Source organism: Saccharibacillus sacchari DSM 19268, assembly GCF_000585395.1.
In the GTDB taxonomy this organism is placed as follows: domain Bacteria; phylum Bacillota; class Bacilli; order Paenibacillales; family Paenibacillaceae; genus Saccharibacillus; species Saccharibacillus sacchari.
Genome location: NZ_KK073875.1, coordinates 3,848,231 through 3,874,045, shown reverse-complemented (window position 1 = coordinate 3,874,045; position 25,815 = coordinate 3,848,231). Strand labels below are relative to the sequence as shown.

The following is a 25,815-nucleotide window of genomic DNA, read 5'->3' as shown; positions in this document are numbered from 1 at the left end:
ATGAAAATTGTAATCGCGGACGACCACGCCATTGTGCGGAGCGGCTTTTCCATGATCCTGAATTTTCAGCCGGACATGGAAGTGATCGCGACGGCTGCCGACGGGATCGAAGCCTACGCGGCAGTCGCAAAAAACAAGCCGGATATTCTGATGATGGACCTCAGCATGCCGCCGGGAGAAAGCGGGCTGATTGCGACCGGAAAAATCAAAGAGGACTATCCGGACACGAAAATCCTTATTCTGACCATGCACGACGACGAAGAGTATTTGTTCCACATTTTAAAAAGCGGCGCTTCCGGTTACGTGCTCAAAAATGCGCCGGACGAGGAGCTTCTGCTGGCGATCCGAACCGTTCATGCGGGAGGTACATACATCCATCCCAAGATGGCGACTTCGTTGGTGCGGGAATTTATCAAACACGACAAGTCGGGCAACTCGGAAGATCCATTTGAGCTGCTGTCGAAGCGCGAGCTGGAGATCTTGCCCCTGATCGCCAAAGGTTACGGGAATAAGGAAGTGGCAGAGAAATTGTTTATTTCCGTAAAAACGGTAGAAGCGCATAAAGCCAAGATTATGGAGAAACTTCAGCTTAAAAGCCGACCGGAGCTGGTCGAGTACGCCCTGCGCAAAAAGCTGCTCGACTTCTGATCGGAATAAGGCGGAAAGGAACATCATTATGAATCTGACATTCGAAAAACCCGCGATGCGATTGCTTGAAAACGAGCATCGTTACCTGTCCTATCTGGCCGAAGAGTGGCATCCGCTCGTGCTGCGTTTGGAGGAAGAACAAGATCCGCATACGGCGCGCGTGCTGCTCGGTACGCTGCGCGAGAAGCTGGAGAGATTCCGGATTCCTTTGAAAAAACATATGGACAAGGAAGAAGAACACTTTTTCCCCGCGTTGGGCGGCTATATCGGTTTTGAACAAGGGCCGCTCGTGGGCATTCAAGAAGAACACCGGGAAATTGAAGCTTACCTGGATCACTTCATGCACCATACCGAGGGAGATCCCGAGGACTTTACTCTGGAGAAGATCCGTGCTGCGGTTCGTGATGCGGGTGAGGCGTTCGAGGTACTGACCGTCAACCATGTGAAGGAAGAAACGGTGCTATTCCCTATGGCTGAAGCTCGTATTTTGCCCAAACAGATGTTGAAACTCTTCGAGCGCATGAATACGATGATTTCTTGATAATGGATACAGGCTCTAAATTGTGACAAAAAAACGACTTTGAAGCCCGCTGTTACGGGGATTTCAGAGTCGTTTTGACGTTTATGTGCACCTAAAAGCTTCGTTATTGCTTGGAAAAGGGCTTTTCAGGGTTTCCCCTGCCGTTGAAAGGGGACTCCCCTATATGCCCTAAGCGAGGGGGTCGCTACAATGAGGACAGTAGATCGGCGGGTGGCGGGCGTCTTCAAGAGGATCGCTTTCCGACCGGACGAATAACTGTCGAAAAGGTGCGTGCAACATGATCAAAAAAATGCAGCTCCCGCTTCAAACCCTGAATCTCACCGTCGGATTCATGGTCTGGGTCATCATCTCGTCGCTGATGCCCTTTATCAAAGAAGATATCGCCATTCCGGCGGATCGGTTGGCGATCGTAACCGCCATTCCGGTCGTACTCGGCTCGATCCTGCGCATTCCGCTTGGGTACTATGCCAACATCATCGGCGCGCGTCTCGTCTTCTTAATCAGCTTTGTGCTTCTGCTGTTTCCCGTGTATTATATCAGCGTAGCCCAATCCATGACCGCGCTCATCATTGGCGGATTGTTCCTCGGGGTCGGAGGTGCGGTATTCTCTGTCGGAGTGACGTCGCTGCCCAAGTATTATCCGGCCGAAAAGCACGGCTTCGTCAACGGCATGTACGGGATGGGCAATATCGGTACGGCAATCAGTACGTTCGCAGCTCCCGTTTTGGCTACGCAAATCGGCTGGCAGGCTGCGATCAAGTGGTATCTGGTTTTGCTGGGCATCTTCATTATCTTGAACTTTGTGTTCGGCGACCGACGCGAAATCAAAGTGAAAACGCCGATCATCGAGCAAATCAAAGGGATCTACAAAAATGAAAAGCTTTGGTTGGTTTCGCTGTTCTACTTCATCACATTCGGATCGTTCGTCGCGTTCACGGTCTACCTGCCGAACTTCCTCGTAACGAACTTCGGTCTGGACAAGGTCGATGCCGGGATGCGAACTGCCGGATTTATCGCGATCGCGACATTCTTCCGTCCGGTCGGCGGTTGGCTTGCAGACCGATTCAAGCCGCTGCTGTTGCTGATCGGCACATTCGCCATTTATACCGTTGCGGCTATTCTGCTGGCGTTCTCGCCGTCGCTCGGTCCCTATACGGTAGGCTGTCTGGCGATTGCTTTCTGCGCGGGCCTGGGCAACGGCATCATTTTCAAACTCGTACCGTTCTATTTCCAAAAGCAAGCCGGCATCGCCAACGGGATCGTTTCCATGATGGGCGGCTTGGGCGGGTTCTTCCCGCCGATCATGTTGGCAGCCATTCACGGAGTGACAGGGCAATATTCGATCGGATTCATGCTTCTTTCCCAAGTCGCGATGGTCAGCATGGTGCTCGTATTCTGGTTATACTATCAAGATAAAATGCAGGCCGACGCCGTAGGCGGAAAAAAAGTTTCCAAAGCGCAATCCAAAACGATGCGCAAATAAACAAGCGGGCACCGACCCGCTTACACGCAAACAGCCGTCCGGGAATGCCGGGCGGCTTCGCATGCAAGGAGGCATCAATCGATGAACACTCTTCAAGACGATCGTTATTCCCGTCAAACCTTGTTCAGTCCGATCGGTAAGTCTGGGCAATCCGAATTGGAGCAAGCTTCTGTAGCCGTGATCGGCTGCGGAGCGCTCGGTTCGGCAATTGCCGAGACGTTAACTCGCGCCGGCGTAGCCGAACTTCATCTGGTTGATCGGGATTACGTAGAGTGGTCCAATCTTCAACGCCAGCAGCTTTTTACCGAACAAGATGCCGAGCAAATGACCCCGAAAGTCGAGGCTGCGCGCGAAAGATTGCTTCAGATCCGTTCGGATATTCGATTGCATACGTATTTCGACGATCTGGATGCGGCTTTGATCCGCCGCCTTGCCGGCACCTGTTCCTTGATTATGGACGCAACCGATAACTTCGAGACGCGATTGCTCATTAACGATGCAGCGCTGCAAGCAAAAATCCCCTGGATCTACGGGGCATGCGTGGGCAGCTCAGGCACGGTATTTCCGTTCGTTCCGGGACGATCGGCTTGCTTCCGCTGCCTGCTTCCCGTACTTCCGGCAGCCAACGACACCTGTGATACAGCAGGGATTATAGCACCGGCCGTGCAGACTACCGCGGCCATTCAATGCGCGGAAGCGATGAAATGGCTCACCGGAAACGATCAGGCGCTTCGAACGAAAGTGCATCACTTCGACCTATGGACGGGAACCCAGATGGATACCGGCATATCCCGAATCCGAAAAGCCGATTGTCCGTCTTGCGGTCCGACTCCGACATACCCGTCGCTGATCCGCAGCGCCAGACCCGCATATGCTTCACTTTGCGGAAGGGATACGGTGCAGGTCTTGCCCGATCCCGATCGTCCAATCACGCTGGACGACGCCGAACGCATCGGCCGCCGAGCAGGCAGCAAAGTTCGGCGCACGCCGCATTTTGTAGAGTTCCATGCCCTGGAAGCCCGATTCATTTTGTTTATTAACGGTAGATTACTGATTCACGGAACAGGTAATATTGATGAAGGACGAACGTTGCATCGGAAATTGTTCGGTTGACATGGAGGATCGGGGAGGGACTTACAATGAGCGAATATATACCGGATAAGGCGGCAAATGAACCTGCAATCCGTTTGGCCGTGCTAACAGTCAGCGATACGCGAACCAAAGAAACGGATAAAAGCGGCGGACGTATTTTGGAATTGGCGGGCGAAGCAGGAATCGAAATCGCCGAATATACACTATGCGCCGATGACGCCGAAGCGATTCACTCCATCATTGCAGGTTGGTTATTGCGCGACGAGATCGACGCTGTCATCACAACCGGCGGCACCGGAATCGCAATCCGCGACGTCACCCTCGAAGCCGTTCGCCCTCTGTTCGAAAAAGAACTCGACGGCTTCGGCGAACTGTTCCGCTACTTAAGCTTCGCCGAAGACATCGGCACAAGGTCCGTCCTAAGCCGCGCAACGGCAGGCACAGCCAAAGACAAGGTCATATTCGCGCTCCCAGGCTCAACAGGCGCCGTCACGCTCGCCATGAAGCGCATCATCCTGCCGGAACTGCGCCACATGCTGCACGAACTGACGAAACATCGAGCAGAATAATTTAAAAACGGAAATTTAAACGGGTTTAAGCTTTGCCTTCTACCCTCAAAAAAAGGAGCGCTTAGCGCTCCCTAACGTAATCCCCTGATTTGCCGCCCGTTTTCTCAAGCAACATCGTCGGCCCGATCACCATGTCTTTCCCTGCCGCCTTGCACATGTCGTAGATCGTCAGCGCGGCAGCGCTCGCGGCAGTCAGAGCTTCCATCTCAACGCCGGTCGGGCCTTTCGTGCGGACCGTCGCATACAGGAAAACTTCGTAGTAAGACTCTGCGTCGTCGACTTTCCATTCGAATTCGATATCCACGCCGCTCAACATCAAGGGATGGCACATCGGAATAATCTGAGCCGTATTTTTAGCAGCCATGACGCCCGCAATCTGGGCCACGGCAAGCACATCCCCCTTTTTATTGCCGCCGGTTTGGATCTGATTATAGATCGTTTCATTGACGCGGACGGAAGTCATGGCGCGCGCGGTGCGTACTGTCTCGTTTTTTTCCGATACGTCTACCATGCGAGCGCGTCCTTGTTCGTTAAAATGAGTCAATTCAGACAAAAATATCATCCCTTCATCGTTTCAGATGAACCCAGTATAGCACGAGCAAAGGAGAAGACATCAATGGTTGAAGTGAGAACCCCCATTTCCGTAAGCGAAGCTGTAAAACGCGTACAAGCGGGAGCCGGAAGGGTAGGCAGCGAGCTTATTCCGATCGAGGAGTCCTACGGACGCATCTTGGCCAAGCCTTTGATTGCAGCTCATGACGTGCCTTCGTTTGACCGTTCGCCCTACGATGGTTTTGCGATCCGCGCCAAAGATTCCGCAGGCGCCTCGGGCGCGAACCGTGTAAGTTTCGAAGTCGTCGACCATATCGGCGCAGGGGCAGTGTCCGGCAAAAAAGTCGGAAAACATCAAGCCGTTCGCATTATGACCGGTGCGCAGCTGCCGCAGGGAGCGGATGCCGTAGTCATGTTGGAGCAGACGCAGGAAGCTGCCGGATCGGCAGATGCGGAAGGCGCAGAAGTTCGTGCCGCGTTCACGATCCGCAAGCCGTTCGAAGCAGGAGAGAACGTTTCGTTCCGCGGCGAAGACATGCGTTTAGGAGAAGAAGTCTTGCCGGCGGGCAGCTTGGTTCACCCGGGAACGATCGCGCTTCTGGCCACATTCGGTTATGAGCAGGTCGAGGTTGCAAAGCTTCCGGTCGTGGGCATTCTAGCGACAGGAACCGAATTGCTGGAACCGGGCTCCGCGCTTCAACCCGGCAAGATCCGCAACAGCAACGGTCCGATGATTGCGGCTCAATTACGTCGGATGGGCGTTCAAAGCCGGATGTATGCAGCTGCGGTTGACCGTCTGGACGATATGATGGAGACGGTTCGACAAGCTTTGACGGAATGCGATTGTCTGATTACGACAGGGGGCGTATCGGTCGGCGATTTTGATCTGCTGCCCGCCGTTTACGAACAACTGGGAGCAACCGTATTGTTCAACAAGGTAGCCATGCGTCCGGGGAGCGTGACAACGGTGGCCGTTCGGGATGGACGTTACTTGTTTGGACTATCCGGTAATCCTTCGGCTTGTTATACAGGATTCGAATTATTCGCACGGCCTGCGCTGCTGCGCATGATGGGAGCGGAACGGGTCTACCCGATGCAGACTCAGGCAGTTCTTGGAGAAGATTTCGGAAAAGCGAACCCGTTTACTCGTTTTGTCCGCGCCGTCTACGATGGTCAAACCGTTCGGCCGGCCGGATTCAATAAGTCTAATGCGGTATCGTCGATCGGACGCGGCAACGCTTTGATCGTTTTGCCGGGCGGAAGCCGAGGCTTCAAGGCCGGAGACACGGTGGATGTGATTCTTCCCGGCATGGAGGAAGGCTCGTCTGTCTGGAAACTATGAGGAAAATCAGGCGGCGGCACGGCGATATCTCTTCTGCACATGCAAAAAAGAACTCCAAGAAGCTTCAGATTGTCGGCTTCAAGAATAGCGGAAAAACAACACTGACCGAAAACCTGATTCTCGCGGCTCTGGAACTCGGCTTCCGAACCTCGGCAATCAAGCATCATGGACATGGCGGAGCACCGGACCTTCCGCCGCCGACTACAGATGCCTCGCGCTTTTTTCAAGCAGGAGCAGCCAGTTCTATCGTGGTCGGCGGCGAAATCGTCTTACTGCAAGCCGCGCAACAGCAAGAATCCGATCGAATTGATGATCTGAATACGTTGATTCGATATACGGAGACCTACGCTAGTCCGGATCTTATTCTAGTCGAAGGATTCAAAGATGAGCGTTATCCCAAGATCGTATTGGTTCGCTCCCTTGAAGACTGGACAAGCCTTCGATTATTATCTAACATCGAGGTCATCGTCACGGTGAATGAAGAACTTTCGGCTGAAGTTAAAGCAACGCAAGAACATGCGGATGGGAGATCGAAACTTCCGGTATTCTCCCGACAACAAACCGAACAGATCACGGCCTGGTTTACGAAGTGGCTGAAAGGAGCAGATCATGAAAGCCTATGAGATTGTAACCGAACCGATTAATCCCCAGCTCTACGCGGATTATGTATTACGTCCGGAAGCGGGAGCGGTCACGCTGTTCACCGGCCACGTGCGGGAATGGACACGCGGGATTCGAACGCTGTATCTGGCTTACGAAGCCTACATCCCGATGGCCGAGAAAATGTTGGCCAAGATCGGCATGGAGATCGAAAAGAAATGGCCGGGTACCCGGACCGCCATCGCCCACCGGATCGGCGAGTTGAAGATCGGCGAGATTGCGGTCGTAATCGCGGTATCGTCTCCGCATCGTCATGATGCCTATGAAGCCAATGAATATGCGATTGAACGGATCAAAGAGCTGGTCCCGATCTGGAAGAAAGAAATATGGGAAGACGGCACGGAATGGATCGGCGATCAGCGGAAGAAACCCGAAGAAGGAGAGTCGTTATGATTACCATCTTTTATTTTGCGGGATTAAGAGAAGCCGCAGGCAAAGCTCAAGAACAAGCCGAGCTTGCAGGTCATACCGTGAGCGAGTTATTGGAGTGGGTAGGTCATCAATATCCGCATCTGTCGTTGGATGCGGTTCGCGTTGCGGTTAATGAAGAATACGCGCTTGCGGAAGACATCCTGCAAGCCGGCGATACGGCGGCGCTGATTCCTCCGGTGAGCGGCGGATGATCGAACCCGGCGGCACCTCTGCCAATCGGCCCGATTCCGCTGGACGTCGGACCGTGGGCATTCTGCTCGCAGGCGGTTTATCCCGTCGATTCGGCTCGCCGAAAGCATTCGCCAGATTGACCTCGAACGGCTCAGAAGGTCGAATGTTCTATGAACGGGCCTTGGATGCGCTCCGCGACACCTGCGATTCGCTCGTGATCGTCACCAACCGAGAATTGGAGAGCCGATTCCCGCCGGAGCTTGAAGCCTGCATCGACCTGCCGCACCTGGAAGGCCAAGGACCGCTTGCAGGCATCTGCACCGCTATGCGAAAATATCCGAATAGTCGATATATCGTGATGGCTTGCGATATGCCTTTGATCCAATCAGCAGACGTGCAGAGGCTTCAAGAACGGGCTTTAACCGTTCCTAAGGCCGATGTAGTCGCGGTTCGTGCAACAGAGGCCGCCATACCGCTCTTTGGCGTCTGGCAGTATGATGTATCCAAGCTGCTGGAAGAATCCGTTTTATCCGGAAAACTGAGCGTGATGAAGATGCTGGCACAGTTAAACACCCATTGGATTGAATCCGCGGCAATCAATCCCGACGATGGTATATTCCGCAATTATAATACCCCTGGCAACAGCGACTTGCGCTGAATCGGGAAAGGAGGAAGGACCATGAACCATCAAACGCCAATAGACCGGTTGCGCAGGCCGATTCGCGATCTGCGCATCTCCGTTACGGATCGCTGCAACTTCCGTTGTTCCTACTGCATGCCCAAGGAAATCTTCGGCGACGACTTTGCGTTCATGCCGAAAAGCGAACTGCTTACCTTCGAGGAAATTGAACGTCTTACGCGATTATTTGCTTCAATTGGCGTGAAAAAGATTCGTCTAACCGGCGGTGAGCCTTTGCTGCGCAAAGACATGCCGACTTTAGTTTCGCGCATCATGCAGGTCGACGGCGTGGAGGACGTGGGCCTGACTACCAACGGCGTAATGCTTGGCGCTCATGCCCAAGCCCTTCATGACGCCGGACTAAGACGATTGAATGTCAGCCTGGATGCACTCGATTCCGAACTGTTCGGACGTTTAAACGGTCGAGGGGTCGACTCGGCGCTGATTTTAAAGCAAATCGATCACGCAGTTGAGACGGGTTTCGAAGTCAAGGTCAATATGGTCGTGCAAAAAGGCGTAAATGAATCAGAGATTCTTCCGATGGCTGCTTATTTCAAAGACAAAGGCGTAACGCTGCGTTTTATCGAATTTATGGACGTCGGCAACGACAATGGCTGGAGCTTTAAAAGGGTTGTCACGAAAAAAGAAATTTATGAGCGCCTGGCGGAAATCCACGAGTTGGAGCCCGTCGACCCGGACTACTTCGGCGAAGTGGCTTCTCGTTATCGGTACAAAGGCACGCAGTCGGAGGTCGGTTTTATTACGTCGGTATCGGAATCGTTCTGCTCCTCTTGCACGCGCGCTCGCTTGTCTTCCAATGGAATCTTCTACACCTGTTTGTTCGCTTACAAAGGATTTGATCTTCGTGCGCTTCTGCGCGGAGGCGCAAGCGACGAGGAGATTCTGTCCGCGATCGTCGAGGTCTGGGAAGCGCGCGCAGACCGTTATTCGGATGAACGGACCGAGCAGACGGCGCGAAATCGCAAAAAGATCAACATGTCGTACATCGGCGGTTAATGGGAGGTGTAGGGTTTTCCGGCTTCTAGTTACGTTGGATTTTTTCAAAATTTAAAGCCTTCGACCCGTTGGGGCGAAGGCTTTTTCATTTGCTTTTAGATATTATTTTTAGCTATTAATCGAAGCACTCTGCCCATCGTTTTTCGCGGATTCGAAATTGCCGTCGCCGACGCGGCGGCGGATCTCGTCTTCGGACAGTTTCTTGATCGCGGGTCCGGTCGGGATGTCGCTGCGCGGATCATAGTCGGTGCGTTCCACCCGTTCGAATCCTTCATTCGCTCGGCGGCCGATTTCTTCGCGCTCGCGTCTGCTCATGGTTTCGGTGTCTTCCGGTCTGCCTTCGTTAGCCATAATGAAATCCCTCCTAAAGTTGCTTATATATTCGGATTACCCGGCAGGGGACTTTTTTGAATCTTGACGTCTCGTTGGGATCGATCCTGATTCTCCTCCCGAAGCGAATCCGCATACCGCATCATCGCGGTGATTCCTTTATATTGTAGCGCCAACTGCTGATCCAGTTTTTCGAGCGCGATGCGGAAAGACTTTTCTACAGCTGCGAGATTGTGGGTGTCCAGATCGTCCAGTAGACGCCTCATATTTTCGATAAAATAAACGGTTCGGCGCAGGCTGCTAATGACTACGATTCGACGCAGCTCACGCGGGCCGAATACTCGATAACCGCTTCTCGCATTACGGGCGGGGGAGATCAGCCCTTCCTTTTCCCAGTAACGGATAGCGGAGGTGTTGACGCCTGCCATTTCCGCAACATCGCGAATGGTCATGTTTTCCGTCACATGTCGTCCGTTGTAGCGGCAAAAGTCGGCCTGCGCGATCAATTGCATCATCTGCATCACCCGCTGCTTTTCCTCGTGGATCAGAGACTGTTGTTCGTTAATCAGCCAGAAGGCATCGTTTGTTTTCCCGGAGCGAATAAGACGCATGGCTTCATACGACACCGAGATTCCGTACCCGGGAGCCAGTATCCGTAAAGCAGCAAAAGCGTTCATATGCACCTGGGTGTACACTCTGCGATTCACGCCGTGTCGGGAGACGATCGGGATCAGTTCCAATTGCTCGTAGCGGCGCAGCGTGGTCGTACTGACCTGGAGCAGCAACGAAGCTTGCTTAGGCGTCCACTCGGATTTCTTTTTCCCGGACATAAATTCTGCAGTCATCAGGCATTCCTCCCTCGATGCGAAAAATCCTGAATCAACCTTCAAGTCAAACCTTAAACCGCTACGGTAATTTTATCATAGAATCGCGTATACGGCGCAAGCGTTCGCATGATCTGAGCCGAAAGGTTGCATGAATGTTGTATGATCGTAAAAGAACCGCGGCAAAGGAGGCAAAAAAATGAACATGATCCAAATCAGAGGCGCGACGGAAGGCAATCTGAAGCAGGTGAACCTGGACATTCCGCGTGGAAAGCTGACGGTATTTACCGGTTTGTCCGGCTCGGGCAAGTCGACGCTGGTCGATACGCTTTTCCAGGAATGCGGGCGGCAGTACCTGGAGACGATCGGCATGGAAGGCATACGCAAGCCGAAGGTTGAATCTATTCGTAATCTCTCGCCAGCCGTGCAGATCGTGCAGAATGAGAACAATCGCAATCCCCGCTCGACAGTAGGGACCAAGACGGACATTTACACCAACCTGCGCATGATTTACGAGAAACTGGGCGAGCGTATTTGTCCGCATTGCGGGGAAAAGGTATCTGCTGCCGAATGTCGGGAAGAGACGGTAAAGTCGGAGGGGCAGTTTCATGTGTACATGGACTGCAACCGCTGCGGACAACGAATGGACAAGCTGACCCGCACGCACTTTTCGTATAACACAAAAGAAGGGGCCTGCATGCGCTGCGAGGGGTTCGGAAGCGTGCTGAGCATTCTGCCGGAGCGCTGCATCGATGAATCCCTTTGTCCGGAAGAGGGCGGGGTGCTCTACTGGGGGCAAAGCGGATATTTAGCTTATCAGGTGGATGTTTTGTATAAGGCTTTTCGTCACTACGGCGTACCGGTTGAGCCTAACATCCCGATTCGCGATTACGGAGAAGGACGTCAAGCTATTCTGCTGCACGGAACTGATTCTGGCGAAACAAAGAAGCTGTTCCCTAATATTCTTCCTCCCAAAACCGTCGGTAGCGGAAAGTTCGAAGGCGTTTACACGACGCTTTGGCGACGCATTTCGGAAAAAGGCGGAGAATCGAAAGAAGCCGAGGCGTTTTTCGACTCGGTGATCTGCCCGGATTGCGAAGGGGAACGTTTGAATGAACAGTCTCGAAACGTCACCGTAGGCGATACCCGGTTGCCGCAGCTTGGAAAGTTTTCGCTTGAGGAATTAAAGGAATGGATATCGAAGTTGAACGATTCTCTCGGCGTCGCGGAGCGGGAACCTGCCCAAATTTACTTGAATGACCTGCATACCAAGCTCGGCAGACTGATGCGGACGGGGCTCGGCTATTTGTCGATCGATCGCCAGATGATGACGCTCTCCGGCGGCGAAGGCCAGCGTGTCCGAATGGCGGCTGCACTCGATTCGGATTTGACGGGCATTTTGTATATTTTCGATGAGCCGACGGCCGGTCTGCATCCTCGCGATACGGAAGGCGTGATCGCAATGTTGGAACGGTTGCGCGATCTGGGTAACACCGTGTTGGTCATCGAGCACGATCCCGATATGATGAACGCGGCGGATTATTTAGTCGATATGGGACCCGGAGCGGGACGGCACGGCGGCGAAGTCATTGCGACTGGAACACTGGATGAGCTTAAGCGGCTAAGCGGATCGGTAACGGGACAATATTTGAACGCAATTGCTGAAGCCAAGTCTGCCGCAGTCGCGAATTCTGCGCGCATCACGAAACCGAAGCGCCGCAGCGGAGACGGGTCTTCAATCGGAATCGAGTTAGCTTCTTTGCATAATTTGAACGAGGTTAGCGTGAATTTCCCTACAGGGATCTTAACCGCAGTTACCGGGGTATCGGGGTCCGGCAAGTCCTCGCTCATATTCGGCTTATTGGCTGAAGGCGGCGCGCATCCTGCGGCCAAGCGTATCACCGGGCTTGCGCAGTTTGACCGGATCGCGAGCATCAGACAGACGCAGATCTCCCGCATGAAGCGTTCAAATGTGGCGACTTACTCTGATGTGTACGCGGAAATTCGCAAGCTGTTTGGTTCCTTGGATCAAGCTAAAGAAGCCGGATTATCCGCAAAAAGTTTCTCGTTCAATACGGCGGGAGGGCGCTGCGAGAACTGCGAAGGAGTCGGAACCGTGACAAGCAATATGCTCTTTTTCCAAAATATCGAGGTGACTTGTCCGGTTTGCGGAGGGCAGCAATTCCAGGATCAAGTGCTCGCGATACAGTATCGGGGACATTCTATTCACGACGTGCTGCATACTTCCATCGAAGAAGCGGCCGAGTTGTTTGAAGGACGTGCCGGCATCATGAGGACGCTGGATCTGCTTAAGGATGTAGGATTGGGCTATTTGGAACTGGGACAAACGCTGACGACGCTATCCGGCGGCGAAGGTCAACGATTGAAGCTGGCGACCGAACTGCTGGGGACGAAAGGGAAAAAAATTCTGTATCTCATGGATGAACCGACGTCAGGCTTGCATCCGCTGGATACCGAGCACTTTTTGACGTTGCTGCATCGAATGGTGGAAGCCGGACATACGGTCATTATCGTCGAGCATAATCTGCAAGTGATTGAAGCCGCGGACCGAATCGTCGATCTGGGCCCTGAAGGCGGGATTAAAGGCGGACAGATCGTGTTTGAAGGAACGCCGGAAGAAATGAAGCAAAGCGGTACGACGGCTACAGCCGAGCATTTGAGAATGAATGGCTAGCAGTCGCTAAGGCGTGTCTTCAAAATCTGCTTCCGTCGAGGTTTGAAGACACGCCCTGGCGCAAGGAGATCGAAAGAGAAGAGTAGCTTTGATACTCTTCTCTTTTTACATTTGTTTATCTGTTTACAATATTAAATGTACATTTTTTCTTTATAAAGATTGTTTTTTGTGCAAAATAGAGGTACGATGGCTTTTATGAAAATGATAATCATTATCGAATATCCGTTTTTAATTCCATACACGGAGGTGAATTTGGAAACATGCAGGAGGCAACATTGCAAAAAACGCGGACGCATAAAGCCCGGGCGACCGGTTTTTATAGTGCGTTCATTCTGGCTATGGTAGGTCTGATTCTTATATCGGCCGTCTATTCGGTGTCGATCGGGCAGGTGCAGATCCCTTTTCGACAAGCGATGAATATTCTGCTGCATGCGCTATCGGGAGGCCATCTCGGTTCGATCGAGCAGATCGATAACGGATCGTATCTGAACATCATCATGCAGGTCCGGATGCCGAGAGTGATCTTCGCGCTGCTGATCGGATTGGGATTGTCGCTATGCGGCACAGTGATGCAGGCAGTCGTTCAAAATCCGCTTGCCGATCCCTACATATTGGGCATTTCCTCAGGTGCTTCGCTCGGTGCAACATTTGCTATTCTGGTCGGCTTCGGCAGCGGCACGATCTTCTCGCAATTCGGCGTGGCTTCGGCAGCTTTTGTCGGTGCAATGATCACGTCGCTCGGCGTATTATTCCTGTCGAGCATAGGCGGTAAAGCAACGTCGGTCAAACTGGTGCTTTCGGGAGTCGTCGTCGGGGCGATGTGCGGTTCTTTTTCCAGCTTGATCATCTACTTCGCCAACGACGCGGAAGGCATCAAGACCGTTACGTTCTGGTCGATGGGCAGCCTGGGTTCGTCGAGTTGGCAAAAGGTTCCGGTCATGGCGATCGTCGTGCTGCTCGGCTGTCTGATCTTCTTGTTCCAGCATCGGATACTGAATGCCATGCTGCTGGGAGACGAGTCGGCGATTACGCTGGGGATCAACTTGAGCGTATACCGCAAGCTGTACATGGTCGCAACGGCGCTTGTCACCGGCACGATGGTCGCTTACGCGGGCATGATCGGCTTCGTCGGCTTGATTATTCCGCACATTACGAGGGGCATGTTCGGAGCGGATCATAAACGGCTGATGCCGGCGACTTTGCTGCTCGGCGCGCTGTTCCTGATCTGGGCCGATATCCTGTCGCGAACGCTGGTGCATAATGTCGAGCTGCCGATTGGCATTATCACGTCGGTGATCGGTTCGCCGCTCTTTATTTACATGATTGTGAAAAAAGGCTATAACTTCGGGGGGTAAACGATGGAATTGACCGCTACGGGCATGGAGGTGCGGATCGGGCGCAAAGATATCGTCCACGGCGCATCCGTCCGGGTAAAAGACAAGCAGTTCGTCGGCCTGATCGGTCCTAACGGCTGCGGCAAATCGACATTGCTCAAAAGCATTTATAAAAGCTTGGTACCGACTAGCGGCAGCGTGATGCTGGACGATCTGAACATTTTAAAATCGTCCGAGAAAAAAGTATCGCAAAAAATGGGCGTCGTCGGGCAGTTCAACGAGATGCATTTTGACCTCACCGTGGAACAAATGGTCATGCTCGGCCGCACGCCGCACAAGAAGATGCTGGAAGCGGATCGGCCGAAAGACCGCGAGATCGTCGAAGACGCTTTGCGCGTCACCAACCTGACGGCGTACAAAGAACGCAGCTATCTGTCGCTATCCGGCGGCGAGAAACAGCGGGTCGTGTTGGCACGCACCATCGCGCAGCAGCCGGGATTCATGATTCTCGACGAACCGACCAACCACTTGGATATCCGGTATCAGATCGAGATTCTGTCCTGCGTCAAAAATCTGGGCATCGGCGTATTGGCCGCTTTGCACGATCTGGAGATGGCCGCGCATTATTGCGATTACCTCTATGCCGTGAAAAACGGCGTCGTGTACGCGCACGGAACGCCGGAAGGCGTGCTGACGCCGGAAAATATCGAAGCCATCTACGAGGTGCGCTGCGCGACTTACCGCAATCCGATTACCGGAAGCCTGGGGTTTGCCTACAGTTTATAAATCTAGCTTACATACATATAGGGGGAAATGATGATGAAAAAGAATGTGAATGTAATGGCAGGAGCGACGCTGGCTTTGATGTTGGCCCTAACGGCGTGCGGAGGCGCGTCAAGCACTCAACCGGAAGCGGCTGCAGAATCGACAGCAACAGCGGCTACAGGATCGACGGAAGCGGTAGCGCCAACCGAAACGGCTCTTTATCCGTTAACGATCTCGAACGTAGCAAAAGCCGAAGGCGGAACCGAATGGACCGCCAAAGACCAGACCTTCGACAAAGCCCCGGAGCGCATCATGGCCAACACTCGCCCGACTGCCGAATTGCTGCTGCACTTGGGACTCGGCGATAAGATCGTCGGCGTCGGCGCAGGGCAGGGCGAAGGCGATCCGGACGTAGCCGACGAATACGCGAAGCTGAACATTCTGGATCAAGGTTATGTCGGCAAAGAAGTGACGCTCGGCGTTGATCCGGACATCGTGCTGGGTCGCGGCGGATTATTCGACAATGCGGATTGGGGCACGGGCACGGTCGATTCGCTGAACGAAATGGGCGTTAAGACGTATGTGTTGGAATCCTCGATCGCGGGCGGAACGTATGATTCGGTCTATGCCGACATCGAAAACCTGGGCAAAATCTTCGATGTTCAGGATAATGCGCAGACCTTTATCGACGACCTGAAAAAACGCGAAGAAGCCGTAACCTCGAAGCTGAGCACAATCACGGAAAACAAAACGTACGTTTATCTGCACATGTTTGATCCGAGCGAAGTCGCTTTACTGACGCTGAAGGGCGAAACATTCTTCAATGACGTCATGAATAAAATCAAACTGGACAACCCGCTCAAAGACCGCGATGGCGACGGCAGCATCGAGATGCTGATCGAAACCGACCCGGATATCATTATCATTCCGGACGGCGACCAGACCGAGAAAGTCAAAGAAGCGCTCTACGCGAATCCTAAGCTCTCAAGCATGCAAGCTATTCAAAACCAACAAGTTTACGCAATGAATTATAACTATATGTTCGGCTATGGATACGACTCCTTGAAAGGGATCGAAAAATTGTCGAAAGAATTGTATCCGGATTTGTTTGAGTAAGTATGAGCTCCTTTCTACGGAAAGGGGCTATTTTTTATAGGCTGCGTCTCTATTGTTAACCAATAATTTTTATATGGGTTTACAATGATAATTAATCAAGCTATAATGCAAAGGCACGAAGCAAGCAGATTTGAACCGGCTTGCCTACATAGTAAGAAGAACAATACTGGAGGTTAACCCTGTCATGAAAACAAAAGAAATGGTATATGCCGCTCTATTCGCTGCACTGATCGCCGTGTTGGGGATGATTCCTCCGATTCCGCTTGGATTCATTCCGGTGCCCATCACGCTTCAGACACTGGGCGTTATGCTGGCCGGCGGTTTTCTGGGCAAAAAAACGGGCTTGATCAGCTTGATTCTGTTTATCGTGCTGGTTGCGCTCGGATTGCCGATCCTTGCCGGGGGAGCAGGCGGATTGGCTCCGCTCGTCGGGCCGACTGCCGGCTACATCTTCAGTTGGCCGCTGGTCGCGTTCTGCATCGGCTGGGCGACCGAGCAAGTATGGCCGAAGCTGAAAACGTGGAAGCTTATCGCGATCAATATTGCATTTAGCGTCATTATGGGGGGAGTGATCGGGGCTGTTGTTATGGCTTTGATTACAAACACGCCGATCTGGGCAGGGTTAGTCGCCTCGCTTGCTTTTGTGCCGGGGGATATCGTTAAGGCCGTAATCGCCGCAATCGTCGTCGTGCAGGCTCGCGCGGTCAGTCCGGTCGAAGAGAAAGTGCTCGGCGCCTGATATGCTGGTCTTCGATCAAGTCGGTTATTATTATCGCAGAGGGCAAGAAGTCGTGAAGGAAGTGAGTTTCACGATTCAAAAAGGGGAGTTTATCTCGATCGTAGGCGGTAACGGAAGCGGAAAATCCACCCTAGCCAAGCTGATGAACGGATTGCTGCTTGCCAAGCAAGGTTCTGTTGCACTCGGTGAGCAAGCGACGTCCGATCCCGATCAAGCTCGTGATGTTCGCCAAACAATCGGTCTGGTATTCCAGAATCCGGAAGACCAATTTATTACGACGAATGTCACGGACGAGATCGTATTCGGTCTGGAAAACATCCGTGTGCCTCCTGAACAGATCGGAGGACGGGTTCAGGACGCTTTGCGGGCGACGGGGCTGGAACGATATGCCGATGCCGCTCCGCACGAGTTATCAGGCGGACAGAAGCAAAGGGCTGCCGTTGCCGCGGTTATCGCGATGCAACCTCAATTCATCGTCTTCGACGAAGCGACCTCCATGCTCGATCCCGAAGGCCGCAACGAACTGATCAAGCTTATGCGGGATTTGCATGCACAAGGAATCACCATTATACAAATCACGCATCATATGGACGAAGTATTGGCTTCGCGCCGTGTTTTGCTGCTGGATCAGGGCAAGTTGGCGTTTGACGGTCCGACGGATCGTTTTTTCCGGGAAGTACCGCTTGAACCGTATGGGTTGGAGCGGCCGTTTGCTGTTCGAATCGGTCAGCAGCTCGGGTGGAGCGGAGAAGCAACCGCCGATTGGAAAGGACGTGCTGCATCGCAATGGTCAATCGAATGAAAAAGACCGTTATTGCACGGCAAAGCGGTTGGGAACTTCGGGATATTTGCGTGGAACTGGGCGGGACTCCCGTGTTACGGCATATCGATCTGAGACTGGAACCCGGAAGCTGGACCTCGTTGATCGGAAAGACCGGGGCAGGAAAGTCTACGTTGGTCCGCCTGATCAAAGGCCTGATCCCCGAGTTCACGGGCGAATATAGGCTGGCAGGAGAACCCATAGCCCGGGACCGCAAAGGACGAGTTCGCGTTGTGCCGGAGATCGGATTTGTTTTTCAATACCCGGAGCATCAAATCTTCGAGACTACTGTCGAGAAGGAATTAAGCTTTGCGCTGCGGATGCGAGGGGATTCTTCAAAAGAAATCGCGATGGCGATTCGCGCGATCTTGCCGGTATTCGGGCTGCGCGAAGAAATTCTGCATCAATCGCCTTTGTTGCTCAGCGGCGGACAGAAAAGACGGCTGGCAATTGCTTCCGTGCTTATTGCTAATCCCGGGCTGCTGATCCTGGACGAACCGACAGCCGCGCTCGATCCGGTCAGCCGACGCGAACTGCTGCGTGTTCTTCGAGCTTGGCAGCGAGGCGGCTTGCACGGAGAGCGGCGTACGGTGTTGTTTATTTCGCATCGGATAGAGGATGTTGCGGAGTATTCGGATCGCGTCGCGCTGCTGCATGAAGGACATTTGTTGGCGCACGAGACGGCAGACGATTTGTTTTTGCAGCGAAACGATCTGCTGATCCAGTCCGGAATGCCGCTGCCGGAGGCGATTGAACTGCTGCGCTTGACCGAGCATTTGTCAGGTCGAACGGTAAGTCCTTCAAGCTGCGGCGAAGCGGATGTCTTGGATCAGGTAAAAGAAGCCTGGAATGCCCGAAAAGAAAACAGGAGGAACGGCCGATGAATGCTTCTGATCGAATGCTCGTCGGCCAGTTTATCGAACGGGACTCTGCGGTGCATCGTCTCGATCCGCGCATCAAGATCATCGGCTTATTGCTGCTGATGATTGTGATTATGATGATGGACAGCCGAAGCGGCTACGCGGCGGCGACGGTAGTTGTTTTAATCATTCTGCTCCTTTCGAAAATTCCGCTGGGTTTCTACTTCCGCGGCCTGCTTCCGCTGCTTCCGGTTCTGATCCTCACGCTGCTGTACCACACGACATTGGGAAAAGGACAAACGCTCCTCGTTTCGTACGGGTTTCTGCATATCACCGTCGAGGGCATCCTGGAAGGAGTCCGAATCGTTTGGCGCATCCTGCTGATGATTCTTGCAGCGTCCGCGTTAACCGGCACGACCCGCCCCCTCGTGCTGGCGCAGGGGCTGGAAACGCTGCTGAAGCCTTTGTCCAAGCTGCGCGTTCCCGTTGAACAATTCTCGTTAATGATCGTGATCGCGATTCGGTTCATCCCGACGATCCTTGAAGAAATCCAACGCATCCGGCTTGCGCGCCGGGCCAGAGGATTCGAGCCGTCGAACCGCAATCCGTTCTCTCGCCTGACGGAATTTATCCCGATTCTGGTTCCTTTGCTGGTCAGCACCGCTCGCCGCGCAGACAACCTGACTTTTGCGATCGAAGCGCGGGCCTACGGCGACGGGCGGGGAAGAACGATCTTCCGTCCGCTCCGCCTAACGAAACCCGATCTCGCAGCCGGATGCTTGATCCTGCTCAGCATCGCTATCCTTTTGGTAATCGATTTACACCTATCCAACACCCGCATTTGAAAAGAAAAAGCACCCATGAAAACGGGTGCTTTTTCTTGTTCAAGAAGCCAATCTCAACACGATAATCCCCGCAAAAGCAAGCAGGATACCCAATGCTTCGCGGCGGCTCATCGCTTCTTTCAAATAGAATCGCGCGTACAAAATGACAACGATCACGCTCATCGCGGTAATCGCGGAGACAATGCCCGTGACGCCTTCTTGCAGCGCGTTCAGCATCAGAACCATGCCCGCGATATTGGTCAAGCCGACCGTCATGCCCCAGAGCAACGTGCGGCGGGCGGGCCAAACGGTACGAGCTGCACCTTGTTCGGAAGACGTTGCGGCGGAAGAGGCGATGCTCGGCGATGCTTCATGATGGTCTTGCTCCGCACCATCTGTTAGGCTCTTTTTCCCGCTACTTTTCCGAACCCGGTCCGTGACGTGCATCCCAAGAAACAATACGGTTCCTGTCATAAACATCATCGTCAATACCGGCAGCATCGATGCGCCGATCAGCACGGATTGCTTGGAACTCAGGTCGGTGAAGCTGTATAGCAGCATGGCGAGCGTTCCCCAACTCCAACCGCGAAGCTGACCGCTGCGAAGATCTTGCCCGTAACGGACGATGACAAGCGCCAGTACAACGATAGCAAACCCGATTCCCTGCACCGCGCCCGGCGCTTCGCTCCACATCAGGTAAGCGGCCAAGACGACAACGAGCGGCGACAGCGCCGAGAAAAATGCCACAACCGAAGCACGGCCTACCTCATAGCCCCGGTATAACGAAGCATTGGCTGCAAACGAAAACAGGCCCATCAGGATTCCAAGCTCGATACCGTCATTCCAAGGTTGTCCGGCCTGGATATTCAACAGCAGCGAGACGATAATTCCCGACAAATACACGCCGACGAACAGCAGATTCCGGTCTACCGGCCGCTGAGAAGTCCATTGATACAAAATTCCGCGAATACCGAAGCAAGCGGAAGCGGCAACTGCAAACATAAACCACACGACTTGACTTAAACCTCCTCAATCAATCTCTCCATGCTTCATTCGCGCTATAGGCGCTGTTTTCCTTCATATAGATTAGGATAAAGCATCCAGGCAGTCGACAATCCGCCCGATCTCGGAAGCCGGAACGGGAGCAAGCGGAAGAGGCAGGCCCGGCGCGCTCATCCAGCCTTGACGGATAGCGATTGCCGCAGCGGTGCGCACGCTGCCGTAACGTTTGAAGAGCGACCAGACCGGAGCCAACTGCGCGGAGACGCGAAGAGCTTCGTCCGCTCGCCTTGCTTGGGCATGACGGGTCAGCTCAAGGCAAATTCGCGGGAACAGACCGCCCAATACCGAATACCAGACGTCGCAGCCCGCAGTCAGCCCCGTTGCCGCGCAATCGTCGCCGCTGATGCCGAGCGCGAACTTCGCAGGCACGACCGAACGCAGACGGTCGATGTGCTCTTTGGCCTCGATGCCGTCGGCCGCAACGCCGGGAATCTTGATCGACTGCACATGAGGCAAAGCCGCGATTCGTCCATGCAGCTCGTCGCTGAACGTAAACCTTGTGGTGCGGGGATTGTCGTAGACGCAGATCGGAACGGACGCATGGCGGGAAACCTCTTCATATAGCGAGTAGGCTTCTTCTTCCCCAAGCGGTTGGTACGACACGGGAGCAAGCAGTACGGCACTTGCCCCGGCTTGTTGCGCATCTTCCGCCAACGCCAGCACGTCGCGCAGACGAAGCTCGCTAATACTCGCCATGATCGGAATAGTTCCAGCTTCGCGAACCGATAATTCGATCACCCGCCGACGTTCTTCCCGGCTGAGGTACATGTAACTGCCGGTAGAACCAAGTACGCCGATCGAATCCACGTTAGCTTCAACCAAACGGCCAAGCAAAGCTAGAAAAGCATGCTCGTCTACATGCTCCTCCTTAAACGGCGTAAGCGGAAAAGCAGATAACCCCTTGAACATAACCCAACACTCCCATTTCTGTTTTCATTTCGTATAGTATATAGATAAGCTGGCTTGTTCAATAGAACCAGTTTCAATGAAACGGAAGGGGCCAGTTGCAGATGTTGGAGCTTACACCGCTGTTGGCAGAGCATCCGAACGGAATATGGGATTTGAAGCGAAAACAACCGATCTACGAGCAGTTGTACGCGCATATAAGAACGGAAATCCGCGCAGGCAGAATTTCTTCGGGCAGCAAATTACCGTCTCAGCGCCGGCTGGCCGATCATCTGAATGTCAGTCGGAATACGGTGGATGCCGCTTATCAGCAGCTGCTTGCGGAAGGTTACCTGCACAGCGAACCGCGGCGAGGCTTGTTCGTATCCGAGCTGCCCGAGAGCGAAGAAGAACCGAGAAGCGGAAAATCCAATATCGAAAAGTTCGAAATCGCCCATTTGAACCAGGATAAAAACCGATGGGATTCCGACGGCTCGGCTTTGGATGTCGGAGACGTGGCTGAATCCGCGAAAGCCGCCAACGAGCCTTTATGCGACTTTAGATACGGCGACGTCGATACGCGGCATTTTCCGTATCGCTTATGGCGCCAGTTTCTGATGAAAAGCCTATCTCCCGAGCATGCGCGTCTTTTCCAACACGGCGATCAGCAAGGAGAGATCGAATTGAGACAACAAATCGCCGAGTATCTGTACCAGTCTCGCGGGGTAAGCTGCTTGCCTGAACAAATCGTGATCGGCGCAGGCACGCAGTGGTTGATGGACTTGTTATGCCGGTTGATCGGGCGCGAAGCGAGATACGGAATGGAAGAGCCGGGATATGTGCGAATGCGCAAGATTTTCGAGGATTGCGGTCGATCTCCGTTTGCCGCAAACTTGGACGAATCGGGCATACGCGTACATGAACTTAGGCAGGGCGGGGTGCAAGCCGTCTACGTCACGCCGTCCCATCAATTCCCGACCGGCACGGTAATGTCCGTATCCCGGCGACTGGAATTGATCGAATGGGCGCGGTCTGCGGGCGGAACGATCATCGAGGACGATTACGACAGCGAATTTCGCTACGAGGGACGGCCGATTCCTTCTTTGCATAGTTTGGACAACCACGGCAATACGGTTTATGTCGGCACATTTTCAAAATCGCTTATGCCTTCGGTACGCATCGGCTATCTGGTGCTTCCCGACAAGTTAATGAACGCTTATCAGGCAAAGGGGCAGCATTATAAACAAACGACTTCGAGATTGGATCAATATACGTTGGCGTTGTTCATGCAGAGCGGGGAGTGGGCCAGACATCTCAATCGAATGCGGAATTTGTACAAAAAAAGATACTTGGCGTTGCTGGCGTCTATTCGAACTTACATGAATCAAAAGGTGCGGATCATCGGCGCGGCCTCCGGCCTACACCTGTTGCTGGAACCGAATAACGGAATGACCGAACAGGAGTTGATTGGTGCTGCGGAAAAATGGGGAGTCAGAGTCTACCCGGTAGCCGATTGTTATATCGATCCTCCAACTGCTTCGGACCAAGCGCAGGTGCTGCTTGGATACGCGGGAGCGAATGAAGCGGCGATCGAGGAAGGCGTGAAGATATTGGCTGCGGCATGGGATATCCAGCGAATACGAAGGCAGTAAGCAGCTCTTCGTTCAAAAACGAAAACAAAACGCGCCTTCCCAAGTCGGAAAGCGCGTTTTTCGATTGGTTAATACGCCTGATCATAGAATCGTCTGCACGATTCGTTCATGCCAACAATCGGCGATTTCGGAGAAACCTCGATCGGAAGGATGCAGCCCGTCCGAACTCAAGCCGGTGATCGTGCTCAGCAGTTTCAGTCCGTTTACGTAAATCACTCGCGGAGACGCCAGATTGCTCACGATGTCCGTTACGGCTTCCCGAAACGCATCATTGACGCCGCTTCCGGCATCATCATGGCGATTGCGGATGATGTCCGTGCAAAAGATCCAACGCTCGGGATGCGCTTCCGCGATAGTTCGCACGAAAGCTTCCGCCGTTTCGCGGAAACGTTCGATCGGCCAGTCGGTCAAGTTGACGCCCATCTCAAGCGTTGCGATATTCCAATCTTGGCGACGGGCGATATATTCGGCTAACGCAAGATCCATTTGAGCGCTTCCCGCCATGCCCAGATTGATCAGATCCATCTGAAGCTTTTCGGCCAACCTGCTTGCATAAGCAGCCGAATGGAGAGAAGCGCTGCCGCCGTGCGTGATCGACGAACCGTAGGCAAGGTAACGTTCGGACGGAACTTGGTCAGGCAGCGGAGGGGCAACGTCGCCTTCGATATCGTAAAGCCGGTTAGCCCAATCATAAGGAAGCAATACCCGAACCAACTCAGAGTCAAAAGGCTGTTTTTCCGTATTCCAATTGCTTTGAACGCGTTCGAGATCTTGGCGGGTAATCGTGATGCGCGTCTTATTCGTGGTCACCGCCTGCGGCGACGCGTGATACGATCCTTGAAAAGAACCGATATACACCTCGGCTATGCCGTAAGGCGATACATCATCCGGCACAGAATCGCGTGCAAGGATCAAAGTTGCCTGTTCTCCCAGCAATCGAAACCGGATTTCCACGCCGCTCCCCGATAAGCAAGCAAATTGCGCCCGTTCATTCACCTTCGCTCGAACCTCGACAGGCAGGCGGCTCAAGCGAAAGCCGCCTTTGCCGTCTTCGATCAAGCCCTGCACATTGTAAAGCTCGACATCGTTATGGATCATGATTCAATACCCCTCATATTTCCTTTTCCCTCGAAAAGGGTCTTTGCGTTCTTTCCGTCCTTTATTGATTCTGCTCCGCGTACCACGCCGAGAATTGCTTCTGATATTCCGCGATATACTTGTCGATGCCTGCCGATTTGAGCCGTTCCAGCGCTTTCGGATAGCCCGTCTCATAGTCGACGAAGCCGCTGCCGATCGGAGCCAGGTATTCGGTCAATACGCCGTTCAGCTTGGTTTCTTCGTTTTTAACCGGCGTGTTGTCGAAGTTGAAGCCCGCGCCTTTCGAAATGATCGCGTCGTCGTCCCAAGCTTTGTATTCGGCGATAAAATCGTCCGGCACGCTGTTATCGAAACGGATAAAGTTCTTATTCATCAGCAACCAGTCGGGGATCAACGAATCGGTTGTCAGACGGGTGATCCGATCGTTCTCGTCCAGCGTATAATCCGTTCCTTCGATCCCGTAAGCGAACAGGTCGTAAAGTTCCTGATCTTTTTGCAGCAGGTTGAAAAACATCACGTAACGTTCCGGATCTTTCGCGGCCGAGGAAACGAAGAAGGCGGTGCTATACGTGCCGCGGCTGATCTTCGAACGACCTTCGCCGAGGAAGTAATTGACCAGCTTGGCGTCCGGCACGGCTTGGGAGATCGTCGCCGCGCCTTCGAACGGACGCGCCGCCGTACCGGCCCAGAACATCGCTTTGCCGGAATTCCAGTCGGATTGCAGCTGCGGGACGTTGGTGGCGGCGTATTTCGGGATGATGCCTTTTTCGTACCAACCGCGCATCAGATCCGCATATTTCTTGAATTCTTCGGACTCGAACCAATTGAGGATCTGATCATCCTGCGCCGATTCGTCCAATGCGACAAAGTCGTTTTGCCAATACAGATTTTTGTCCGTGTAGTCGTATAGCAGCATTCGGCGCGCATCGACTCCGGCGTAACCGATCAGCTCGGGATGGGCGGCATGGGCTTTATCGTAATATTCCTCCAGCTGCGCAAGCGAAGTCACTTCGCTCATGCCGACTTCTTCCAGCAGGTCCTGACGGACGAGCACGCTGTAAAACTCGGCGGAATTGGGTTTGTTGCCTACCGGAATCGCATACTGTTTGCCGCCCAATTGGAAGGCTTTGAACGAAGCTTCGTCTACCGTTTTGCTCAGATCGGCGGAAGCTTCCGTATAGGGGGTGAGATCCGCGTACAGACCTTTGGCAACCGATTTGACCATGTAGTTGGCGTCGGTATAGGTCGCGAAATCTTCGCCCGTGGAGAGCATCAGATCCGTCTTGCCGCCCGCGTATTCGGTCCACGGCAGGAACTGGAACTCGACTTCGGCGTTGATTTCCTGCTTGATGCGGTCGTAAAACTCCGTCTTCGCCAATTCCTTCATCCGGTTGGACTCGTCTCCGTACAGCACGATCTTGAGCTTGGCCGGAGCCAACTCGCCGCTTGCTTCGTTACCGGACGCGTCCGTCGGATTTGCGTCGTTGCCGCCCGTTCCGGTCGTCGCTTCACCTCCGCCTTGCGAACACGCGCCAAGCAGCAGAACCGCAGTCATCAGCAAGCCGAGCCAGCCTTTTTTTCTGAACATAAATCAACCAACCTCCCTAATGTAGTTGAAGATTCAA

27 protein-coding genes are annotated in these 25,815 nt (G+C 53.4%); 20 read left to right on the top strand and 7 right to left on the bottom strand.

Annotated elements, in window-relative coordinates; all coding sequences use genetic code 11:
- From SACSAC_RS16735 to SACSAC_RS16715, 5 genes are all read left to right on the top strand, one after another.
- Nucleotides 1-648, top strand: coding sequence for a response regulator (locus SACSAC_RS16735; protein WP_037288441.1), 648 nt, complete (start codon nt 1-3; stop codon nt 646-648).
- Between the two features lie 28 nt (nt 649-676).
- Nucleotides 677-1,189 (top strand): hemerythrin domain-containing protein, encoded by a 513-nt coding sequence (locus SACSAC_RS16730; protein ID WP_037288438.1) that lies wholly within the window; start codon nt 677-679, stop codon nt 1,187-1,189.
- A 277-nt stretch (nt 1,190-1,466) separates the two neighbouring features.
- Nucleotides 1,467-2,672, top strand: a complete 1,206-nt coding sequence (locus SACSAC_RS16725; protein WP_051507195.1) for a nitrate/nitrite transporter — start codon at nt 1,467-1,469, stop codon at nt 2,670-2,672.
- Nucleotides 2,673-2,753: 81 nt separating this feature from the next.
- Nucleotides 2,754-3,785, top strand: coding sequence for a ThiF family adenylyltransferase (locus tag SACSAC_RS16720; protein WP_037288435.1), 1,032 nt, complete (start codon nt 2,754-2,756; stop codon nt 3,783-3,785).
- Between the two features lie 26 nt (nt 3,786-3,811).
- A complete protein-coding gene (locus SACSAC_RS16715) occupies nt 3,812-4,333 on the top strand; it encodes a MogA/MoaB family molybdenum cofactor biosynthesis protein (protein WP_051507194.1) in 522 nt (173 codons plus the stop codon).
- Nucleotides 4,334-4,394: 61 nt separating this feature from the next.
- Here the strand turns inward: SACSAC_RS16715 and moaC are convergent, their stop codons facing one another.
- Complete coding sequence (gene moaC, locus SACSAC_RS16710; RefSeq protein WP_037288429.1) at nt 4,395-4,886, bottom strand: cyclic pyranopterin monophosphate synthase MoaC; 492 nt, start codon at nt 4,884-4,886, stop codon at nt 4,395-4,397.
- Between the two features lie 63 nt (nt 4,887-4,949).
- Between moaC and SACSAC_RS16705 the strand changes: the two genes are divergently transcribed.
- From SACSAC_RS16705 to moaA, 6 genes are read left to right on the top strand one after another with little or no spacing between them, the layout of a single operon-like run.
- On the top strand, nt 4,950-6,227 hold the full coding sequence (locus SACSAC_RS16705; RefSeq protein ID WP_037288426.1) for a molybdopterin molybdotransferase MoeA: 1,278 nt from the start codon (nt 4,950-4,952) through the stop codon (nt 6,225-6,227).
- On the top strand, nt 6,224-6,850 hold the full coding sequence (gene mobB, locus SACSAC_RS16700) for a molybdopterin-guanine dinucleotide biosynthesis protein B (protein WP_051507193.1): 627 nt from the start codon (nt 6,224-6,226) through the stop codon (nt 6,848-6,850). The genes SACSAC_RS16705 and mobB overlap by 4 nt, the downstream gene beginning before the upstream one ends.
- Nucleotides 6,837-7,280 carry a molybdenum cofactor biosynthesis protein MoaE gene (locus tag SACSAC_RS16695; protein WP_037288424.1) on the top strand — a complete coding sequence of 148 codons (444 nt, stop codon included), beginning with the start codon at nt 6,837-6,839 and terminating at the stop codon, nt 7,278-7,280. The genes mobB and SACSAC_RS16695 overlap by 14 nt, the downstream gene beginning before the upstream one ends.
- Nucleotides 7,277-7,510, top strand: coding sequence for a molybdopterin converting factor subunit 1 (gene moaD, locus SACSAC_RS16690; RefSeq protein WP_037288422.1), 234 nt, complete (start codon nt 7,277-7,279; stop codon nt 7,508-7,510). The genes SACSAC_RS16695 and moaD overlap by 4 nt, the downstream gene beginning before the upstream one ends.
- Nucleotides 7,507-8,148, top strand: coding sequence for a molybdenum cofactor guanylyltransferase (locus SACSAC_RS16685; protein ID WP_051507192.1), 642 nt, complete (start codon nt 7,507-7,509; stop codon nt 8,146-8,148). The genes moaD and SACSAC_RS16685 overlap by 4 nt, the downstream gene beginning before the upstream one ends.
- 21 nt (nt 8,149-8,169) lie before the next feature.
- The gene (gene moaA / locus SACSAC_RS16680) at nt 8,170-9,186 is read left to right on the top strand and encodes a GTP 3',8-cyclase MoaA (protein ID WP_037288420.1); all 1,017 of its coding nucleotides are present in this window, start codon (nt 8,170-8,172) and stop codon (nt 9,184-9,186) included.
- A gap of 108 nt (nt 9,187-9,294) precedes the next feature.
- On the opposite strand, the gene SACSAC_RS16675 is transcribed toward moaA, so the two are convergent.
- Together SACSAC_RS16675 and SACSAC_RS16670 are read right to left on the bottom strand one after the other, a co-directional pair.
- Nucleotides 9,295-9,537: a hypothetical protein gene (locus SACSAC_RS16675; protein ID WP_037288419.1), complete on the bottom strand. Its 243-nt coding sequence runs from the start codon at nt 9,535-9,537 to the stop codon at nt 9,295-9,297.
- 23 nt (nt 9,538-9,560) lie between these two features.
- Entirely contained in the window at nt 9,561-10,361 is an 801-nt protein-coding gene (locus SACSAC_RS16670) for a MerR family transcriptional regulator (RefSeq protein WP_084778140.1), read from the bottom strand.
- Nucleotides 10,362-10,545: 184 nt separating this feature from the next.
- Here SACSAC_RS16670 and SACSAC_RS16665 point away from each other — a divergent pair, with 184 nt between their 5' ends.
- The 8 genes from SACSAC_RS16665 to SACSAC_RS16630 all read left to right on the top strand — a co-directional run bounded on the left by SACSAC_RS16665 (nt 10,546) and on the right by SACSAC_RS16630 (nt 19,514).
- Complete coding sequence (locus SACSAC_RS16665; protein ID WP_342666473.1) at nt 10,546-13,035, top strand: ATP-binding cassette domain-containing protein; 2,490 nt, start codon at nt 10,546-10,548, stop codon at nt 13,033-13,035.
- A gap of 338 nt (nt 13,036-13,373) precedes the next feature.
- Nucleotides 13,374-14,390 (top strand): FecCD family ABC transporter permease, encoded by a 1,017-nt coding sequence (locus SACSAC_RS16660; protein WP_245608749.1) that lies wholly within the window; start codon nt 13,374-13,376, stop codon nt 14,388-14,390.
- 3 nt (nt 14,391-14,393) lie between these two features.
- Entirely contained in the window at nt 14,394-15,155 is a 762-nt protein-coding gene (locus tag SACSAC_RS16655) for an ABC transporter ATP-binding protein (protein WP_037288413.1), read from the top strand.
- A gap of 33 nt (nt 15,156-15,188) precedes the next feature.
- Nucleotides 15,189-16,250 (top strand): ABC transporter substrate-binding protein, encoded by a 1,062-nt coding sequence (locus tag SACSAC_RS16650; protein WP_037288410.1) that lies wholly within the window; start codon nt 15,189-15,191, stop codon nt 16,248-16,250.
- Nucleotides 16,251-16,434: 184 nt separating this feature from the next.
- Nucleotides 16,435-16,989: a biotin transporter BioY gene (locus tag SACSAC_RS16645; protein ID WP_037288407.1), complete on the top strand. Its 555-nt coding sequence runs from the start codon at nt 16,435-16,437 to the stop codon at nt 16,987-16,989.
- A gap of 1 nt (nt 16,990) precedes the next feature.
- Nucleotides 16,991-17,791 (top strand): ATP-binding cassette domain-containing protein, encoded by an 801-nt coding sequence (locus SACSAC_RS16640; RefSeq protein WP_037288404.1) that lies wholly within the window; start codon nt 16,991-16,993, stop codon nt 17,789-17,791.
- Nucleotides 17,776-18,693 (top strand): energy-coupling factor ABC transporter ATP-binding protein, encoded by a 918-nt coding sequence (locus SACSAC_RS16635; RefSeq protein WP_245608656.1) that lies wholly within the window; start codon nt 17,776-17,778, stop codon nt 18,691-18,693. Before SACSAC_RS16640 ends, SACSAC_RS16635 begins: the two co-directional genes overlap by 16 nt.
- Nucleotides 18,690-19,514 carry an energy-coupling factor transporter transmembrane component T family protein gene (locus tag SACSAC_RS16630; RefSeq protein ID WP_051507191.1) on the top strand — a complete coding sequence of 275 codons (825 nt, stop codon included), beginning with the start codon at nt 18,690-18,692 and terminating at the stop codon, nt 19,512-19,514. The genes SACSAC_RS16635 and SACSAC_RS16630 overlap by 4 nt, the downstream gene beginning before the upstream one ends.
- Nucleotides 19,515-19,553: 39 nt before the next feature.
- Here the strand turns inward: SACSAC_RS16630 and SACSAC_RS16625 are convergent, their stop codons facing one another.
- Complete coding sequence (locus SACSAC_RS16625) at nt 19,554-20,495, bottom strand: DMT family transporter (RefSeq protein WP_245608748.1); 942 nt, start codon at nt 20,493-20,495, stop codon at nt 19,554-19,556.
- Nucleotides 20,496-20,579: 84 nt separating this feature from the next.
- Nucleotides 20,580-21,464, bottom strand: a complete 885-nt coding sequence (locus tag SACSAC_RS16620) for a dihydrodipicolinate synthase family protein (protein ID WP_037288399.1) — start codon at nt 21,462-21,464, stop codon at nt 20,580-20,582.
- A 101-nt stretch (nt 21,465-21,565) separates the two neighbouring features.
- Here SACSAC_RS16620 and pdxR point away from each other — a divergent pair, with 101 nt between their 5' ends.
- Nucleotides 21,566-23,092 carry a MocR-like pyridoxine biosynthesis transcription factor PdxR gene (pdxR, locus tag SACSAC_RS16615; RefSeq protein WP_037288397.1) on the top strand — a complete coding sequence of 509 codons (1,527 nt, stop codon included), beginning with the start codon at nt 21,566-21,568 and terminating at the stop codon, nt 23,090-23,092.
- 81 nt (nt 23,093-23,173) lie between these two features.
- Here pdxR and SACSAC_RS16610 read toward each other — a convergent pair whose 3' ends face one another.
- Both SACSAC_RS16610 and SACSAC_RS16605 read right to left on the bottom strand, forming a co-directional pair.
- Entirely contained in the window at nt 23,174-24,190 is a 1,017-nt protein-coding gene (locus SACSAC_RS16610) for an SGNH/GDSL hydrolase family protein (protein ID WP_037288395.1), read from the bottom strand.
- 61 nt (nt 24,191-24,251) lie between these two features.
- The gene (locus SACSAC_RS16605) at nt 24,252-25,778 is read right to left on the bottom strand and encodes an ABC transporter substrate-binding protein (RefSeq protein WP_037288393.1); all 1,527 of its coding nucleotides are present in this window, start codon (nt 25,776-25,778) and stop codon (nt 24,252-24,254) included.
- Between the last annotated feature and the right edge of the window lie 37 nt (nt 25,779-25,815).

Bases quoted from the DNA above. Each gene is read 5' to 3' on its own strand.
- SACSAC_RS16735 (WP_037288441.1), top strand. From the start codon at position 1: ATGAAAATTGTAATCGCGGACGACCACGCCATTGTGCGGAGCGGCTTT.
- SACSAC_RS16730 (WP_037288438.1), top strand. From the start codon at position 677: ATGAATCTGACATTCGAAAAACCCGCGATGCGATTGCTTGAAAACGAG.
- SACSAC_RS16725 (WP_051507195.1), top strand. From the start codon at position 1,467: ATGATCAAAAAAATGCAGCTCCCGCTTCAAACCCTGAATCTCACCGTC.
- SACSAC_RS16720 (WP_037288435.1), top strand. From the start codon at position 2,754: ATGAACACTCTTCAAGACGATCGTTATTCCCGTCAAACCTTGTTCAGT.
- SACSAC_RS16715 (WP_051507194.1), top strand. From the start codon at position 3,812: ATGAGCGAATATATACCGGATAAGGCGGCAAATGAACCTGCAATCCGT.
- SACSAC_RS16705 (WP_037288426.1), top strand. From the start codon at position 4,950: ATGGTTGAAGTGAGAACCCCCATTTCCGTAAGCGAAGCTGTAAAACGC.
- mobB (WP_051507193.1), top strand. From the start codon at position 6,224: ATGAGGAAAATCAGGCGGCGGCACGGCGATATCTCTTCTGCACATGCA.
- SACSAC_RS16695 (WP_037288424.1), top strand. From the start codon at position 6,837: ATGAAAGCCTATGAGATTGTAACCGAACCGATTAATCCCCAGCTCTAC.
- moaD (WP_037288422.1), top strand. From the start codon at position 7,277: ATGATTACCATCTTTTATTTTGCGGGATTAAGAGAAGCCGCAGGCAAA.
- SACSAC_RS16685 (WP_051507192.1), top strand. From the start codon at position 7,507: ATGATCGAACCCGGCGGCACCTCTGCCAATCGGCCCGATTCCGCTGGA.
- moaA (WP_037288420.1), top strand. From the start codon at position 8,170: ATGAACCATCAAACGCCAATAGACCGGTTGCGCAGGCCGATTCGCGAT.
- SACSAC_RS16675 (WP_037288419.1), bottom strand. From the start codon at position 9,537: ATGGCTAACGAAGGCAGACCGGAAGACACCGAAACCATGAGCAGACGC.
- SACSAC_RS16670 (WP_084778140.1), bottom strand. From the start codon at position 10,361: ATGACTGCAGAATTTATGTCCGGGAAAAAGAAATCCGAGTGGACGCCT.
- SACSAC_RS16665 (WP_342666473.1), top strand. From the start codon at position 10,546: ATGATCCAAATCAGAGGCGCGACGGAAGGCAATCTGAAGCAGGTGAAC.
- SACSAC_RS16660 (WP_245608749.1), top strand. From the start codon at position 13,374: ATGGTAGGTCTGATTCTTATATCGGCCGTCTATTCGGTGTCGATCGGG.
- SACSAC_RS16655 (WP_037288413.1), top strand. From the start codon at position 14,394: ATGGAATTGACCGCTACGGGCATGGAGGTGCGGATCGGGCGCAAAGAT.
- SACSAC_RS16650 (WP_037288410.1), top strand. From the start codon at position 15,189: ATGAAAAAGAATGTGAATGTAATGGCAGGAGCGACGCTGGCTTTGATG.
- SACSAC_RS16645 (WP_037288407.1), top strand. From the start codon at position 16,435: ATGAAAACAAAAGAAATGGTATATGCCGCTCTATTCGCTGCACTGATC.
- SACSAC_RS16640 (WP_037288404.1), top strand. From the start codon at position 16,991: ATGCTGGTCTTCGATCAAGTCGGTTATTATTATCGCAGAGGGCAAGAA.
- SACSAC_RS16635 (WP_245608656.1), top strand. From the start codon at position 17,776: ATGGTCAATCGAATGAAAAAGACCGTTATTGCACGGCAAAGCGGTTGG.
- SACSAC_RS16630 (WP_051507191.1), top strand. From the start codon at position 18,690: ATGAATGCTTCTGATCGAATGCTCGTCGGCCAGTTTATCGAACGGGAC.
- SACSAC_RS16625 (WP_245608748.1), bottom strand. From the start codon at position 20,495: ATGTTTGCAGTTGCCGCTTCCGCTTGCTTCGGTATTCGCGGAATTTTG.
- SACSAC_RS16620 (WP_037288399.1), bottom strand. From the start codon at position 21,464: ATGTTCAAGGGGTTATCTGCTTTTCCGCTTACGCCGTTTAAGGAGGAG.
- pdxR (WP_037288397.1), top strand. From the start codon at position 21,566: ATGTTGGAGCTTACACCGCTGTTGGCAGAGCATCCGAACGGAATATGG.
- SACSAC_RS16610 (WP_037288395.1), bottom strand. From the start codon at position 24,190: ATGATCCATAACGATGTCGAGCTTTACAATGTGCAGGGCTTGATCGAA.
- SACSAC_RS16605 (WP_037288393.1), bottom strand. From the start codon at position 25,778: ATGTTCAGAAAAAAAGGCTGGCTCGGCTTGCTGATGACTGCGGTTCTG.